General features: G+C 35.5%; 15 protein-coding genes. 6 read left to right on the top strand and 9 right to left on the bottom strand.

What is annotated here, in order from left to right; genetic code table 11:
- The first annotated feature begins 66 nt into the window (after positions 1–66).
- The 5 genes from C1N84_RS04400 to C1N84_RS04380 all read left to right on the top strand — a co-directional run bounded on the left by C1N84_RS04400 (position 67) and on the right by C1N84_RS04380 (position 6,014).
- Positions 67–1,908: a TIGR04141 family sporadically distributed protein gene (locus C1N84_RS04400; protein WP_394541758.1), complete on the top strand. Its 1,842-nt coding sequence runs from the start codon at positions 67–69 to the stop codon at positions 1,906–1,908.
- Positions 1,909–2,518: 610 nt separating this feature from the next.
- Complete coding sequence (locus tag C1N84_RS04395; protein ID WP_394541757.1) at positions 2,519–3,217, top strand: hypothetical protein; 699 nt, start codon at positions 2,519–2,521, stop codon at positions 3,215–3,217.
- 369 nt (positions 3,218–3,586) lie between these two features.
- A complete protein-coding gene (locus tag C1N84_RS04390; RefSeq protein ID WP_394541756.1) occupies positions 3,587–3,979 on the top strand; it encodes a hypothetical protein in 393 nt (130 codons plus the stop codon).
- A 121-nt stretch (positions 3,980–4,100) separates the two neighbouring features.
- Positions 4,101–5,120, top strand: coding sequence for a relaxase/mobilization nuclease domain-containing protein (locus C1N84_RS04385; protein WP_394541755.1), 1,020 nt, complete (start codon positions 4,101–4,103; stop codon positions 5,118–5,120).
- A gap of 306 nt (positions 5,121–5,426) precedes the next feature.
- Positions 5,427–6,014 (top strand): DUF4755 domain-containing protein, encoded by a 588-nt coding sequence (locus tag C1N84_RS04380; protein ID WP_394541754.1) that lies wholly within the window; start codon positions 5,427–5,429, stop codon positions 6,012–6,014.
- Positions 6,015–6,096: 82 nt separating this feature from the next.
- Here C1N84_RS04380 and C1N84_RS04375 read toward each other — a convergent pair whose 3' ends face one another.
- Both C1N84_RS04375 and C1N84_RS04370 read right to left on the bottom strand, forming a co-directional pair.
- The gene (locus C1N84_RS04375) at positions 6,097–6,807 is read right to left on the bottom strand and encodes a hypothetical protein (RefSeq protein WP_394541753.1); all 711 of its coding nucleotides are present in this window, start codon (positions 6,805–6,807) and stop codon (positions 6,097–6,099) included.
- Between the two features lie 91 nt (positions 6,808–6,898).
- Positions 6,899–7,381, bottom strand: coding sequence for an Hcp family type VI secretion system effector (locus tag C1N84_RS04370; RefSeq protein WP_394541752.1), 483 nt, complete (start codon positions 7,379–7,381; stop codon positions 6,899–6,901).
- 82 nt (positions 7,382–7,463) lie between these two features.
- On the opposite strand from C1N84_RS04370, the gene C1N84_RS04365 reads away from it, so the two are divergent.
- Positions 7,464–8,282, top strand: a complete 819-nt coding sequence (locus tag C1N84_RS04365; protein WP_394541751.1) for a DUF4225 domain-containing protein — start codon at positions 7,464–7,466, stop codon at positions 8,280–8,282.
- On the opposite strand, the gene C1N84_RS04360 is transcribed toward C1N84_RS04365, so the two are convergent.
- The 7 genes from C1N84_RS04360 to C1N84_RS04330 form a co-directional block, all read right to left on the bottom strand.
- Positions 8,279–8,602: a hypothetical protein gene (locus tag C1N84_RS04360; protein ID WP_394541750.1), complete on the bottom strand. Its 324-nt coding sequence runs from the start codon at positions 8,600–8,602 to the stop codon at positions 8,279–8,281. The two genes, C1N84_RS04365 and C1N84_RS04360, sit on opposite strands and share 4 nt — an antisense overlap.
- A 165-nt stretch (positions 8,603–8,767) precedes the next feature.
- On the bottom strand, positions 8,768–9,169 hold the full coding sequence (locus C1N84_RS04355; protein WP_394541749.1) for a hypothetical protein: 402 nt from the start codon (positions 9,167–9,169) through the stop codon (positions 8,768–8,770).
- 87 nt (positions 9,170–9,256) lie between these two features.
- Positions 9,257–9,679, bottom strand: coding sequence for a hypothetical protein (locus C1N84_RS04350; protein WP_394541748.1), 423 nt, complete (start codon positions 9,677–9,679; stop codon positions 9,257–9,259).
- Complete coding sequence (locus C1N84_RS04345) at positions 9,660–11,495, bottom strand: hypothetical protein (RefSeq protein WP_394541747.1); 1,836 nt, start codon at positions 11,493–11,495, stop codon at positions 9,660–9,662. Before C1N84_RS04345 ends, C1N84_RS04350 begins: the two co-directional genes overlap by 20 nt.
- Positions 11,488–13,020, bottom strand: coding sequence for a site-specific integrase (locus C1N84_RS04340; protein ID WP_394541746.1), 1,533 nt, complete (start codon positions 13,018–13,020; stop codon positions 11,488–11,490). Before C1N84_RS04340 ends, C1N84_RS04345 begins: the two co-directional genes overlap by 8 nt.
- Positions 13,020–14,222, bottom strand: coding sequence for a tyrosine-type recombinase/integrase (locus C1N84_RS04335; RefSeq protein WP_394541745.1), 1,203 nt, complete (start codon positions 14,220–14,222; stop codon positions 13,020–13,022). Before C1N84_RS04335 ends, C1N84_RS04340 begins: the two co-directional genes overlap by 1 nt.
- Positions 14,223–14,801: 579 nt before the next feature.
- Positions 14,802–15,512 (bottom strand): ankyrin repeat domain-containing protein, encoded by a 711-nt coding sequence (locus tag C1N84_RS04330; protein WP_394541744.1) that lies wholly within the window; start codon positions 15,510–15,512, stop codon positions 14,802–14,804.
- Between the last annotated feature and the right edge of the window lie 52 nt (positions 15,513–15,564).

The following is a 15,564-nucleotide window of genomic DNA, read 5'->3' as shown; positions in this document are numbered from 1 at the left end:
AAATTTAAACCATCCTCAAATACAAGCCACTTAATAACCATTTACCTCTAAAAGGACTGAAATGATATGAAAACAAGGTCTTTTTCTATTTTTTTGCTTAAAGCAGGTTATAACGCACAGAACTCGCTTAAGCCAGATCATCAACTTCTGGATGACTTTCAGGCCCAAAACCTCCCACAGGGTGCAAGTTTATTTATTTCTGACAGATTTAAAACAACCCCTTGGTGGGTGAATTACTTCTCTATTGGAGGGAGTTTAGAGCAAGAGAGTAAAGGGGCATTAATTTTTCTCCCAGTTAGAAACCGATGTTTCGCACTAACTTTTGGGCACATTTATCATAATCTACTCGATATTTCCTATGAGTATGACTTTGGTCTTAAAGTAACATTAAACAGCCTTGAACCTAAGGAGTTAAAAAGTGCTGACATAGTGGATCCTGGTGCATCAAGAAGAAAAAGAATGCAAGTTCCTGTCATGTCTGACTTAACCTACTTGGATTTTGACAGTAATAGTGAGATTTTAAAAAGTTTAACAGGAAAAGTTAAGCCACAATACATTGAACTATTTAAAAATGCGACTGGCTCTACAAGTTTAAAAGTAGGTCTAAAGTTAGAACCGAATGAGCTTATAGCTTTATGTGAGCAACTACTGGATTTATATGCCAGCAATGAATATTTAGAGTCTTTCCCTAACATACAAAAGATAGTCCCAGAAAAAGACCCTCAAGAAATTAAAAGGTTAGACAATTCACTTTTAAAGGCATTTGTAAATAAAAGTGATGAATTATCCTTATCAATACCAGATATTGTTGATTATAGTGACAATATATATTGTGTATTCAAAGGAAGAAAAGGAATTTCCCAAATATATACTGATATTAGTCTTGATGAATTTTATGACTATCTAGAAGGGATTGATTTAAACACATTCGATATAGAAAAATTAAAAGGCTTTTCATTAAACCTCTGTAATGAAGAAGGAATTACCTCTAAAGCATATAATATTTACAGAAGCTTTATTTATGACATTCCCTTTGACAATGAGGGAGTTGTGTATCATCTCTGCGAAGGAGAATGGTATAAAGTTGATCAAGATTATTTATCGACTTTGAAAGATTATATCGATCAAAGATGCGAGAATACCTCACTCCCACCATACAATCACGATAACATAGCAGCAAACAAAAGAAGTTACAGTGAAGAAAACTACAATTTAGATGTTGCTCGTAAATCACTTACACATATCTGTCTCGATCAAACAGATATAAGCCCTGATGGATATACGCAAATAGAGCCTTGTGACATAATCAGTTATAACGGAAATAAGTGCATTTTCCACCATATAAAAATATCCTCACGCTCATCTCAGCTTAGTCATCTCTTTAATCAGGGAGTCAATTCCATTGAGTTGTTGATTCTGGAAGGACAAAGCAAAGATAAATTAAAGAATCTCATTGAAGAAAAAATAGAAAATCGTGATTTAGATAGTTTCAAGCGAGCAATCGATGGAAATGAATATAAAGTTGAGTTTGGTATAATCACAAAAAAAAACGCAATATCTAAATCTGAAAACCTTCCCCTTTTTTCAAAAATAAGCTTAATGAGAAGTTTAAGAGCACTTGCTCTTTACCGTACAGAAGGTGTAGTGAGTTTTATTGAAGATAAAAGCCCTCCCAAAGAAAGCTATAGTAAATATCCTCGGGTTACAGTAGTCGTATCTCTTGGTGCAAATGGTAAGAATGAGGTTATTGTAGATAATAACCAAATTTTCCCTCAAGGGAAAAAGGTAATTAGATGCTCTCAAGAAATAACTAATAGTGCTATCGGTTCAAAATATATCATTTATGTCAAAGTAAGTGAAAATGGTGTTCTTAGCACTAGTAATGCTTGGGAAAGCGAACGGATTTAGATAAATAGACTTATGAAGAAGAATCACACACCTTAGCCCCATAAATTCGACGGGGCTTTTCTTAATTTTAAAATTAACAACTAAATGTTACTTTTAGCTAATCTTTTGTTAAATCGCTTGATTCTTAAAGCATCAGTAACTGTGTAGCGACACCATCTTCGCAAAAAATGGTGCAACTTCTATCAGCCTTAGCATAACGTTATCAAGAACAACTTATATAGCCGCTGATAGATTATCGGTTCTCTGTGTCGCCAGAACTGCGGATATGTCTAAAAAACACAGAGCGCCTCTCGCCGTAGATCCCTGCTTTTTTGATTTTGATAGAAACTTGTGACGGAATGAATGGGAAGATTCATTTCTACCAATTTCTAATCCTAACTACACTCTCAACAGCTAACGGTTAGACCAGTCCGCCGCCTTTTAAATATTTTTGTCTCGCCTCTAAAAAACATTAGCAAAATTAATTTATTTATTTTATATTAGTTAAATGATGGTATCTTCTTAAGACATACGTAGAAATATTGCAAAGCATTCAACTTTGGCTTGTAAGCTTTATTACAAATCGCTATATCTCTACGAATTTTATCAACTAATATTTGGGCAAGGAAAAATGACAAATTCGAACACTGGTGAAGAAAAAGATAAATCAATTGCTAATGAAGAAAAAAATACTCCTGCAAAAGTAAAAAACACAGGATTATACAAATTTCTTGATATAGTTATTTTAACTATTGTGATAATTGGCACAGGCTTTTTAGTATATTTCTTCTTTAAAAGACACATAAATGATCTAGCGGAAAATAGAATAGCAGTGAATTTAATTCTTCCATCCCTTCCAGTTATATCCGGTGGTGTGCTAATTTGTTTATGGTTTTCGAAACGTGGAAAGTCTGTCAAATTTCTAAATGACTTTTTCCTTTTCTCAACCGCATCATTTTTCACATACTTATCTTTATTTGGCGATGGACTTGAAAGCATAATCCCTGAAAACACCGACAAACTTATTACTCTTTTAATAAAGACAATAATAAATGTCATGCTATTAATTTCATCAACAGGTAAGGCATTTATTACAGTACTTGAATTCATAACAGAAAGAAATGCCGAGACTGAAAACTTAGTTAACTCAGCACCAAAAGATGAAGCCCAAGAAAATTCATTTAAAAAAGAAAAAGGACTCTGTTTTTATTTGGCTTTCGTCACTATATGTGTAGTAATTTCATTTTTTCCTTTATTTAGCGATAAAATATTCAATTACTATCATGCCGTTACGCATTATTTGTCAGTTTTGATATCAACCATGGAATAAAGAACATGAAAATATAAAAATCAATAGCAAAAATAACGACACTAAATTCCTTTAACGGTAAAATTAGTAGCGAATTTATTATCAAAACTAACAATGGAAATAGCCTATACTTTGTCATCTTAAACCCCATCAGTTATTCATATATGTCTTATATAACCTATTAATATTATATGTCAATAGCTTTTTATTTAAGCAAGGGCTAACTGAGCGATGCTCAGTTGCCTTGTTTTTCTGCCCTTCGGTTGAAAAAGAAAGATCAAAGCCACCCCACAATCAAATGCCAACCCATTGACACTATTGATCTTTATGGTATTCATTACATATAGCATACGGACTTGCTATTAAACCTAAATATCAAAAGGAGTTGATATGGAAAAAATAAATATTATTTTCGATGATGAGTTTCCTTCTTCGTTTACCAATAATCCTGTCGCAAAGAAATTACCTCCCAACCGTCTTCGCAGATACTCAGTAACTGTCAGATTAAATGAAGTTGAGCTGAGTAAAGTAAACCAGTCCAGAGGACAGCTAAGCAGGAGCTGTTGGCTGAGATCTTCAGCTCTAAAGCAGTTGCCTCCCTTAGTTCCAGAGGTTAATAAAGAAGCCTGGCATCAACTGACGGCTTCCCTGCAAAAGTTGAATGACCTCACTTCATTTCTTATTCGTCGCGGATCTGATGCTCAACCTTTGAGTAATGAGGTCGATACTCTCAGGCTGAAGCTATCTCATGTGAGAGATGCCCTCCTCTCACTCGATAAGTGATTCTCCGCTCGTGAAAGGAATGCAGAAAATCCGCAGGGGCAAGTGCTTCAGAGGTGTCATCTCTTATGCACTTGCTCCAGCTCCTCATCACAAAACAGTGCCAGTAATAATAGGCGGTAATATGATCGGTTCCTCCGTGGATGAGGTGACTGCTGAGTTCATGCAAACACAGAAGCTCCGCCCAGATGTGCAGAAACCGGTATGGCACAATTCCCTTCGCCTGCCTATGGGAGATTTACTCACTAATGAGCAATGGAAACTCATTGCTGACGACTATATGAGGCGAATGGGATTCGATGATACCCATCTTCGTTGCTATGTCCTACATGACGACGAGGCCGGCCAGCACATACATATAATTGCATCTCGCATCCGTATACCCGATGGCCAGCTCTACCTCGGTAGAAATGAGAACCTCATCAGCACCAGAATCATTCAAGAGCTTGAGCGGGATCATTTGCTCACACGAACCAAAGGCCCATCTCCTTCTTCCCCACCTAAAGTCAGGAAAACTGGCAGGAATGAAGAAATGATGGAAGCAAGGTCAGGCATAAAAGCTCCAAAGAAAATCATCCAGGAAGCAATTGAGGCGGTGCTCAGTTTCTATGGCACCATCACCATTGACGAATTTGTCTATGAACTCGGTAAGCTAAACATTACAGCCCAAGCGAACATTGCTTCCACGGGTAAAATGAATGGTTTCTCATTTGAGTATGCAGGAATCGCCTTCAAAGCTTCTCAGTTGGGTAAAGCCTATTCTTGGTCGATTCTGAGCCAGAAGGTTACTCTCACCGCTACTGTCGAGCCTCATGTGATTGATGATGCAGGGTTGCCAGATGAGGAATTAGAAGCAATGGAAAGCTTGGTGAACATCCACTACCAGCCTACAACCCATCCCCCTGCTATCCCATATACGGAGGAGATGGATACAGAGCAAAACGACAAGGTTCGTTGGCTACTTTGGGTTCCCTATCTGAAGCAAATTATCCAAGCCTTAAAAGCAACTGGTTTGAACCTTCTTAATCCATCGATCAAAATGAAGCCCTTCCACTTCGTTTCTATCGACCAATACAGTGGCGAAACGAATCCGCTTACTGACCATACTAAAATCGACATTGGCAACAAAAAACCCTCTATTTAATCTGGTTTAAACCCTCTAATTATCAGATGGTTAAAGCCGACACTTAAGACAAATTGGCATACCATTCTCATTATTAATCATATTGATAGGAAATATCGATCGATCGTTTTTACAGATCGATTTTTGCATCATGATAGTCTTAAGCTATCAATAAGATCTGATCGATCGGTACAAATGATTTGCTAGACAGTCATTTTGAGTCGTAATGTAACTTCTATCAAAACGATATAGCTCACTGATTTATCAGCAAAATAATCTGAAGGAAAAGTGTGCTTTGCATTCAACGAAACGATACCGGATGAACCTATGACAGTAATGACTGAAGTTAAGCAACCAAACTTCTTGATGATGAAAAGAGTGTGGATGGCAATTGCCCTGCCAATTGTCATTTTCTATTTTTTAGGCATGAAAGGTTTAATGGAACTCGCTGTTATTTGGATTTTCGCAAGCGTCATGCTCTTGATGTTCGCCTATAAAAAATTCCGCATTAAGAAGTGGAATGCCAGCACCAAGGACCACTTTGGCGAGCAAGACGGTATGTGGAGTCATGAATTTGGTTCCACTTCCATGAAGCTCGACCAGCACAGAGGACTGATTCATCTCAAGGAAGAGAACAAACAAAAAACCTATCCGTTCTCTGCGGTAAAAGAATGGCGATACAACTTATCTACCACAAGACAAAGAAATGGCTTAGATAGAGAACTCGACCGCACCCATGACTTCAAAGAATCAGGCTTTTACATTGCAGTAGACGATGTTCAGTATCCAGAATGGCGGGTAATGTTTTTCCCTCAAAAAGGTGACTTCAACTCACAGGAAGGCATCCGTGATACAGAACTACAACTTAAGAGGTGGATGCATATTTTTGATAAAATCATTAACCATACGACATAAATTAATATCTAATAATTAAAATCCAGAATGTAAGAGTAGAAAAATCATTCTACTCTTTCTCATAAAATTTAAACAACACTACTTAACCTATACTAAATCTTGGATGATTAAAAGGTAGAAAAAGCTTAGCTAATTCGCCGACAGGTATTTGTCTAAGATAGTTTTCATGACAAAAACAATTTGAACAACTCCTGACTTTTAATTTATTTCTAGTGCTTCCATCCATTGAACCCTCAATTGCTTGGTAAGCCTCAGAAAATAATACAACATCGTTATAAATCTGAACACCGGGATTATCAATGACAATTTCATCAAGATAATAAAATAAAAGTGGTGAAGTTGGTTTCCTTATCGTAAACATCCTTTGTTGAATAGGATATATCGCCCAAGTTCTTTCAATCTCATCTATATCTTGAAAATACTTATCCTCTTGGGTAGTTTGAGAATTCCAATAAATTGGGTTGTTTTTTGTAACCCAAACATCCAAATTATCGTTCAATAAGAAATCAATGTTAAATTTAAACAGGACAGGCCCATAAATATTCTGCCTAGGAAAAATACCATGCAAATCAAGAATGTCGATGAAGACATCGTCCCAGACATCATAATCTTTATCTTCTTGATCTGAAGCTTGTTTTGTCTGGATTAATCCTCTCCTCTCAACCTGCCCCCTTGATAAAATCCCATGAGATTCAAAAAAGGTCATTGCTGTAGCTACTGTATTAGCATGATGGAAATGAGTGAAACCCTTCTCGGTTAAAACTTGATGCAAAGCTAAATTTGGTATTTTCATAAAATGACCTTTAAAAGCATTTATGGTGCTATGTGTATAGAATAAGTAATTTATGGAAAATAACTTTCAGACCTTATAAAATAATATTATTTTAGTTAGCCTTGTTGGCTTTAATGTCCCAACCCGATTGAGATTCAGCACCTTTCCCGCCCGATGAAGTCTGTTCCCAATACTGAATTTTGACCTTAGATGCCTGAAATTGATATGACATACTCAGGATTTCTGAGTTAATCGCTCCATTGAAAAGGACATTAGTAGCAAGCACATCCTCCAATGTGATCCTGCAATACTCGGTTTGACTACCACCTGCCTTGCAAGCGGAGAGTTCCACCTTGCTGATGTGATTGCCATTTGAGACATACTTCATTACTGCTGGAGTAGCCTTGTCGATATGGGTTTGAACTGTGAGATCACGATAATGCACTTTACCTGCACCACCACCTCCGCCAACACTCATGTTACCAGGTTGACTTGCTCCCCAAGTGAAGGAATCGACATTAATCCATCCCTTGTGGTTTGAGTCTTGAGATTCGCCTGTAATGCCTTCAATTTTGAGAAAAAGATCAATACTCATTTGTCTTCCTTTCCAACTCCAGTTATTTTAGGATCTGATTAGCACTCTTAACTGAAAGCTATGTTTACATAAAGGTAATGTTATGGACAACTACTGGAATAAGAACAGATTTTCGGATTACTTCCTCACGATGGGTAATCTTCAGGCAAATCAACTAGTAAGCCTGGCTAACAATCTCTCCCTCATTCACCTGAAAGATGGAATGCTCAGGATGCGTTTTCATGATGAAGTGAGGGACTTTGCGAATCTCCAACTTACTACCATTCGTTCTTCTACCAGTGATGAGCAATGTCAGGAATGCATACAAAATTTGAAGCAAGAATCTCATAACCTCACCCTGCAAGACAGGATGCTTCGTTCAGGACAAGCCACCATTTCAGCATCAGTTAAGTTTTATCATGATAACGAAAAAATTATTGGTTATGTGATAGATGGTATAGGAGTCGTGCTAGGGACACTTCAGATTGTCGCTGGTGTCGGGATTGTTGCAGGTTCATTAGCGACAGGAAACGTAGTAGGTATGTTGGCGGGTTCAGCCTTGGTCGCAAACGGGGCAGGCTCTACGATTGAAAGCATTGATAAACTAAGGGGTATACCTAATCCGTCAAATCCAGTAAAAGAGGCATACGAAGATACTGCGGAGTTCTTTGGCTTTGACTCTCGTCTTGGTTTACTTGCATATCAAGTTGTTGACCTGACCACTTCTTACTATGGGATTTTTAAGCTGACCCTAAAGCCAGAATCGTGGCGGTTATTCAAATTTCTTCCAACTGATTACTATCGCAAAGTACAGGTGATGAGTAAGCCTGCTCTCGCCCTCAAAGGAGCCGGAGCAGCGGTCAAAGGGGCAGGAATAGGGCTAAATCTTCAACAAATGAATGACAAAAAAGAAGGTAACTAATTTCTGTTCTTTCTAATAAAACAGTGAGCTTTCCAGGCAAGATTCAGTGGTGTGACGAAGTAAACAATTAACAATGCTATGATAAGAACGATACCATAGGATACTAAGCTCTCATCGTGCCCCTTGTAAAGGCCGTATGCAAAGACAGAAGCAATGATGGCAATGCAAATAATCCCTCCCCAGAATCGCTTACTTAAATCTAAAACAAGGCTCTTAAGCGAGTCCGTCTGAGACTCGTCTCTCTTAATTATACTTTTGAGTTTGCCAATATCTTTTGTAGAAAAACCATTCTCAAGAAGCTTTTGTTCGTAATCGTTCATTTCAAAAATCCCGAGCTAAATTCTTATACAATAAATATAACATGACTGAAAGGGCTTATGCCACATGATCTGTTTGCAGAACACTCACCATTTAGTTGAAGTGAACAGATCATGTGGCTCAAGAATTATACTCTATTTTTCAAGCAGAAAAAAACAAAATTAGTGTTATTTCTTCAGCTTTCTCCCTTGATGCCTAAATTCGGGTCTATACTCGAAATTTTTCTTTTGGCTTCTGAAGGTTTTCTCAGCTTCATATTCATTCCAAATGATATGTTCAACAATAAACTTATAGAAATAAATAACCCGTTCAAGATTTATTGTTGAGGGTATTGTAAGGTAATTAGGGCTGAGTAAAGAGGAAGTCAAAACAGCCAAAATATTACTTGGACCAGACAAATGCTGATTTTCATATTCAGATTGATATTTCAGAAAGTATCCCACACAAAATAAATAAGCATCTTTGACAATCTTTTCCTTACTACAGCCTGACTCATCATACCTAATAATAAATCTGTTAAGTAAAATCAAAAACCTTTGGTCAGGCAAATACCTTTGTAATCCATTCATAATAAGCATCTTTGCTAAATTGTCATCCTTGACATAATATTTATAGCGTATTTTAATCTAAAATCAACTTTTCTCGACAGAATAATATTATTCTTTATCAGTCTTTTCTCTATCAACTGGCATTAAAGGAGCATTCAGTTGATGTTCTTTGATTCCATGTTTGTGAGCATTATATTGCCATATCACAAACTGCTGTTTCAAAACCCTGACTTCTTCTTTAAGTGACTCATTTTTCAACTGCAAATTTTTTATCTGCTGTGAAGCAATGTTCAGGTTTGCAGGTCTTATAACTTCAGATGCTCCAGATTTTATGTTTTTCTTTTGAAGCTCAAAAGCCCTTGCTATAGCTGTATGTTGACTAAGAGACTGTCTTGTTGGTCTCTTACCCAATAGCTCTGTAACAGAGTCACAAAGATTTTCCCAGGTAAACTTACCCTGCTTTGAACTCTGCCAACCTGCTATGCAATTTATAATTATATGTAGATCTTTATTAGTTAGATGTTTGGCCATTAATATTCTCCTTGTTGTTTATGATAATGCTGTCATCCTTTTTCAATTCTAAAACACGAGACAGGTGTGAAAAATCTTCCCCATGCGTTCTTATAATCGAGCCATTAGGCAGTTCTGGGTTTTCCATCACTGCGATAATCCCCTTCAGTCTTTCAAGGGTTTTGGTTTGATGCAGATACCACTTATCAGCTCCGAGTTCGTCCTCACTGATAGCTTCCTTTGCCTTAATAACAAGGCATTCTGTCGTATCGAGTAAGGACTTGAGCCTTTCAAGTTTCTGCTTTTCCCCTTTGACACAAACTTGCTCACTACAGTTGATACAATCATAGTATTTGCCACAAGGAGCTAAAATGTAGTCATGCACACAATATCCATATTCTGTTATATGGACAGCACCGTGCTCTATTTTATTTTTTAAGTCCTGAAGAGTGGAGATTTCGAAGTTCTCATTCATATCACTATCGCAGGGGATTATGTTATTTTGATTAATCCCCAGAGCTTTGACCTTTTCAATCATCTCAGCTTCTGTGATGTGGTTGTAAACTCTATTCTGGGTAACAGACACCCTACCCGACCATTTTGCTATGTCCAGCTCTCCGAGACCTCCTCTTTGAGCGATAGTGTTAAGTAGATGTCTGGCTTGATGAGTCCTCAGAAACAAAGCATTATTATGTTCATCATAGTATCCATGCCTTTCGAAAATATTCTTATGTTTACTGATTTTTGAACCACCTAATTCTTTTGAGAAAAAGACATTTGATATTTTAAATAGTTCATTACCAGTTTGTCGTTTCATACTGAGCTGGTTAACGAAGAGTGCACAAAGCGCATTACTGAATCGAACATCCTTTTCCTTATCAAACCAAATTTTTCTTGCTGATTTATCTTTCATCTTATGCTCAAGAACCTTACTTCTTTCCCTTGGCTTTTCAGATAATTTCAATAGCCTTTTGATGGCAAGTTTAGCCGTAGGAACCATGATTTCAGGTATCCACTTTATATTTGCTCCGAAACCTTTTAATGAATAAAATCTCAAGCCGTAGCATTCCTTTCCTTCCCTATTCATTTCGATTACTTCGCAGTCAGCTCGTAAAGATAATATTTCAGTTATACGGCTTGGTGCACACATAAGCAGAGCGAACACAGAAGTAACAAAAAGGTCTCTTTCATGAAGATCATGGTCCTGCATTGAGAAGATCTCTCCAATTGCTTGTATAGCCTTTTCATTAGGCAGTTTAGCTAATCTGGCTTTGTCTGCATTATCAGAAATCGACAATCTTGACTCAGGCGGTCTAATGTAACTACTCCATTTGATTAAGCCACAATTAAGAAGTTCTTTCTCGTTCAGGAAGATGATTAATTTCTCCATGAACTTACCACATTTGTATGCCACTCCTTTTGTATAGTTATCATTAATTTCAGATAAGCACTCATCGAGAATGACTGGATTTAGTAATTTTATATCACCAGAACCAGTGTAAACTAAAAGATTTTTTTCAATCATTCTAAGAACAATCGGAAAAGTTAATTTATCAAAGCCTTTCGAATTAGAGCAAAAAATATAAGCCACATATGATTTGCAAAACTCAAGATAACTGGGATCAAGATCTTCCGCTTTACTAAACGATTCCAATTTTACATTCTTAATCTTAAATTTAGAAAATTTAAATATTTTCCTCCAATGATTACTATCCCAATCATTATCAAGTAGATTTCCACTCAACTGACCTTTGCAATTCAGGATAAATTCTTTAAGGTTTTTCTCTGCCAAGATTTCCGTTTCACTCCTAAAATTAACTATTTCACTTTCATTCATGTCTTTTACTCCTTTGTAATTTTAAAGTCTCACATTTTTTTACTACTTCTTCTACAGCCATTATTGTTCTGTCTAAGGTTTTACTGATAGTTGTATCTTGAGTATTAGTCATAACTCTTTCTCTTTGTTTCAATAAATGATTTCGTAATTCCATATGTGGTGCATCAACAAATGGACGAAAGTGGTGGCAGGTATAACAAGGAACAGGAACATTAGCCTGACAAGATTTACAACCATCACATGCTCCAGTTACTTCACCTGCTAAGTTTCTTACTGCCAATTCGTTCTTCTTTACTAAATTATCCACCTGGATTTCACCTTGAAAAAAACCGGAATACTTCTGCATATGATTCCCCACTGCCTGATCAATTCTTCCAACATGATCAGCATTAAACTCAACATACACCCCTGTATATTGAGTTGTAGAGTGGTCTAACAGTTCTGCAATGACTAATTCGCTGGCACCTTCTCTCGCAGCTCTTGTGCCAACGGTGTAACGAAACCTTCGGGAGCTTACATTCAATCTTTCATTAGTTCTCTCAGAGAAAACATTTTCTGTTTCAGCGATAAACCTAAGTGTTTTATTAATCTTCACAGAATATTCGTGAGCTTTATCAGATACAAAGACCTTGCTAAGTTCGTTATTGTTTTTGAACATTCTTAATTTTTGCATTGATATAAAAAGAGGTGTACTTCCTACTTCTCTATCATTCAGTTCTCTGCCCAATGCACTAGAAATTTCTTTGACACTTAAATCACACTGTTTACAGAGTAAATCATACAAGTCTTTTGTCACTTGATAACTTCTGCAAGCTTCTCTGAACCCCAAGCCTTGCTTTATCCTTGGGATACTAATGACATAAGAATAGTTATTATCAATTACTTTTAACCTTCTTATATCCGACACCTTCATCTGCGAAATCTGTAGTGGCCTTCTTCCAGTTGCGCTTATCAGCAAAGTCATTGCTAATTGAGAAATATCTATTTTTCCCTTGTCATATGCTCTATAGCAAGCTTCAAGAAAAGATTGTATTTCTATATCGGTAAATGGGCCTTTAACTTGATCTCTTCTTCTTACAACTTCTCCTTTTTTGTTATCAGGGATTATTAGTTTGCACAAAAAAACATATGCACTTTCATCTATCCCAGAATAGCCCAATTCATACCATTTTTTTATGAGTATCCTTACCGATAACATAATATTATTGTTCTTACCATCAGATGCTCTAAACCTCACAAGGGAAAATTCATCGATTCTCTCAGGCCTCACATTTACAATAAATCTTCTAAAATTATTATTTATTAATTTAACTGAAGCAGGACTTAATTCACAAGCTAAGTATTTTAGTGTTTTTAAATATCCTCCCAACAATTCTTTGTTTATGGCATCTTTTACCGCTTTAATATTAACTGTCGCATTTCGGCTTAGCCTCCATGTCTCATCACTTAGGGAAAAGTAATAACCTTTCGTTTTAGCTTCATAAGTGCTCTCATTATCGTCACCATTAACATTTACTCTTAACATCAAACACCTCCTCTGTTGATAATCTCTTTTTGCATATTTAAAGCTATCTCTCCGGCTTTCTTTTCGATGAATCTTCTGTTATAAGTTGAAGCAGTCCCCGAACCCTCTTTCCACCCCATCAGTAAAGACCTAATTTGTTCTTGCTCATATTGGTTAGGCGGATTTTCCATTTGATCCATCTTTGAAGAAAACTCAAAGTTCCAGGTATGCCTTAACTTATGCCCTGTCATTCTGGAAAGTTCTGGGCAAGAATTCTTTAAAGCATTAATAATTTTATGATATGCTTGAATAGATAAGGGTTCACCGAAAGTATTTCCTTTTTTATGGCAGATAAATAAATACCCATTATCTTTTTTCATTCTATGCTTACGTCTTTCAAATTTTATATAATTACAAATTTCAATGCATAGATCATTTGATATAGACAGCTTCCTTTCTAAGGTTTTAACAAGCGGTTGTTTTATCCTTGAGTCATCAGGGTCATCAGCTCTCCTGTTAATTGAAATTGTCTGAGAACCTATATCAATATCTGTAACCTTGATGTTTAGTAATTCTCCTACCCTTAATCCTAAATGATAAAGAATTAATATCATTAACCTATTTCGCCTTTGCACATCAGCTTTAAATGGATTCATTTCTGAACCTACCTTTAAAACATCAAACAAAATATTTAGTTGATTATTACTGAGATTTTTATCATTTAATGAATTTTGATTTCTGAATCTAATTTTAGGTCTATGACTTTTCATTTTCGCAATGAATTTATCAATAATTATATGATCTCTTTTATAACTTACCGTGAAGAAGTCACACAACCATTCAAGGTATTTTATAATGGCTGTTAATCTGAAGTATTGGGTATTGCTACTAACCCTGCACCCGCTGTCAAGGTTTACAACCTTCTCTTTTTTCATTCTCTTAGTTATGAATTCTTTCAATGCATCAATCTCTTGAAGACGAAGAAACTCTGCTGTTTTGATCCTTTCTTCTAAATCAATTTTCTTAAAATTTAAAAATCGATAAAACAAAGCTATACTCGCTGAATGTAGCTCAATAGTTGAAATTGATTCGTTCTTCTTTCTTAATTCTGATGATATATATAAACATGGATAATAAAGTGGCATTTTTGAAACTTTATCAGTGATGAGACAGCACCTCTCTCCTGTATCCATTTTTATTGTATTAGTTACTATTCTATCCATATCTCTCCTTATTTTATTTACATTATTTTAGTTCCAATCTTTTTTAAAAATCTTGCAAAATTGGTATATGTATAACCTACATGGAAAATGACCTATAAGTATCTTGCAAAGAAATCATTGTCTTTTACTTAATAAAATCAGTAATATCAAGTGGATCTGAAATTATTATTGCATTTAGATATAAGGTAGATAGAAGGTGTTTTCTATTTACCTTATACTACCAACTTATAACTCTACCCCTTGTCCTAACTATCTTTCTTAAAGAAACCGTAAAATATTTTGCAAGTTTACTATGTAATTCACCTTTAAAAGTTGCGCTTTTACTTAATCGAGAGATTAAATATTTAACCCCTTCTATTTACTTATCCATATAAACTTCTTTTGTCAAATATAAATCTAAATTATTTTATAATGTCTTGCACTTTAAAAAAGAAAGATATCTTTAATAGCCAATGTTAGATTTAATTAGAACAATGAAATGTCGTGCCAGTGAAATTAACACATGTCTTATGATCAAAATTTATAATCAACTCATGATTAATAATTTCCGATATATTTAGAAGGCGAGCATGAATATGTTTATAACCTTTTCCTTTTTAATATATCCTGACATGAAGGCTCTTTCTTCTTAATTACTTTTCTTATGTGCTTATTTTCTTTTTTCGAAATGCATTTGACCACAAGATTTCTTACCACAGGAGAGTCTATCATATTCAATTTTGATGGTTCCCTCTCAAATATTTCGAAACTGATACCTGATCTTATCAAGCATTTTGCAATTTTTAAGTAGTCGTAAATTCCTGAGTCGAGACTTATCAAAGCATTGTTACCATACTTATCTAATTGGTTGATATCGACTCCATACGTCAAAAGCAACCTCAAGGCATCAAGAGATGCATTGAACACAACATTCTCTCCTAGAAAGTTTACTTGATGAATATCAATTTTATTATCAATTAGTAACTGGCAGATTCTTATATCGGATAAAGCTACTGCTCTAAATAATGGAGTTTCATCATGCACGTCTACTTGATTTACTTTAATACCATGCTCAATTAGCAACTTAGCCTTTTCATAATTACAGTAAAAAAGTGCATTTTGCTTTGATTTATTTAAGATATGAAGGTTTATACCGTTTTTTATTAACCATTCACTTTTTCCATAATGTTTACCGTAATCAGAGTAAAACAGTGCATTCGACCCAAGTTCATTCAATTCATTTATATCTACTTCATCTTTATAACTTAAGTATTCTTCTTCAGTTTGAATATCAAATATACTTTTTTCCATTTAAACCTCACTTTAATTAATTCATATGCCACCCTTAATTATTTAAAATCAA

The sequence above is a fragment of the Pantoea sp. SGAir0418 genome (assembly GCF_043529865.1).
The sequence above is the reverse complement of the archived record's forward strand: the minus strand, read 5'-3'. Positions and strand labels throughout refer to the sequence as shown.

What these genes read in the sequence shown, in the direction of transcription:
- C1N84_RS04400 (WP_394541758.1), top strand. Translation starts at nt 67, where the DNA reads ATGAAAACAAGGTCTTTTTCTATTTTTTTGCTTAAAGCAGGTTATAAC.
- C1N84_RS04395 (WP_394541757.1), top strand. Translation starts at nt 2,519, where the DNA reads ATGACAAATTCGAACACTGGTGAAGAAAAAGATAAATCAATTGCTAAT.
- C1N84_RS04390 (WP_394541756.1), top strand. Translation starts at nt 3,587, where the DNA reads ATGGAAAAAATAAATATTATTTTCGATGATGAGTTTCCTTCTTCGTTT.
- C1N84_RS04385 (WP_394541755.1), top strand. Translation starts at nt 4,101, where the DNA reads ATGATCGGTTCCTCCGTGGATGAGGTGACTGCTGAGTTCATGCAAACA.
- C1N84_RS04380 (WP_394541754.1), top strand. Translation starts at nt 5,427, where the DNA reads ATGACAGTAATGACTGAAGTTAAGCAACCAAACTTCTTGATGATGAAA.
- C1N84_RS04375 (WP_394541753.1), bottom strand. Translation starts at nt 6,807, where the DNA reads ATGAAAATACCAAATTTAGCTTTGCATCAAGTTTTAACCGAGAAGGGT.
- C1N84_RS04370 (WP_394541752.1), bottom strand. Translation starts at nt 7,381, where the DNA reads ATGAGTATTGATCTTTTTCTCAAAATTGAAGGCATTACAGGCGAATCT.
- C1N84_RS04365 (WP_394541751.1), top strand. Translation starts at nt 7,464, where the DNA reads ATGGACAACTACTGGAATAAGAACAGATTTTCGGATTACTTCCTCACG.
- C1N84_RS04360 (WP_394541750.1), bottom strand. Translation starts at nt 8,602, where the DNA reads ATGAACGATTACGAACAAAAGCTTCTTGAGAATGGTTTTTCTACAAAA.
- C1N84_RS04355 (WP_394541749.1), bottom strand. Translation starts at nt 9,169, where the DNA reads ATGAATGGATTACAAAGGTATTTGCCTGACCAAAGGTTTTTGATTTTA.
- C1N84_RS04350 (WP_394541748.1), bottom strand. Translation starts at nt 9,679, where the DNA reads ATGGCCAAACATCTAACTAATAAAGATCTACATATAATTATAAATTGC.
- C1N84_RS04345 (WP_394541747.1), bottom strand. Translation starts at nt 11,495, where the DNA reads ATGAATGAAAGTGAAATAGTTAATTTTAGGAGTGAAACGGAAATCTTG.
- C1N84_RS04340 (WP_394541746.1), bottom strand. Translation starts at nt 13,020, where the DNA reads ATGTTAAGAGTAAATGTTAATGGTGACGATAATGAGAGCACTTATGAA.
- C1N84_RS04335 (WP_394541745.1), bottom strand. Translation starts at nt 14,222, where the DNA reads ATGGATAGAATAGTAACTAATACAATAAAAATGGATACAGGAGAGAGG.
- C1N84_RS04330 (WP_394541744.1), bottom strand. Translation starts at nt 15,512, where the DNA reads ATGGAAAAAAGTATATTTGATATTCAAACTGAAGAAGAATACTTAAGT.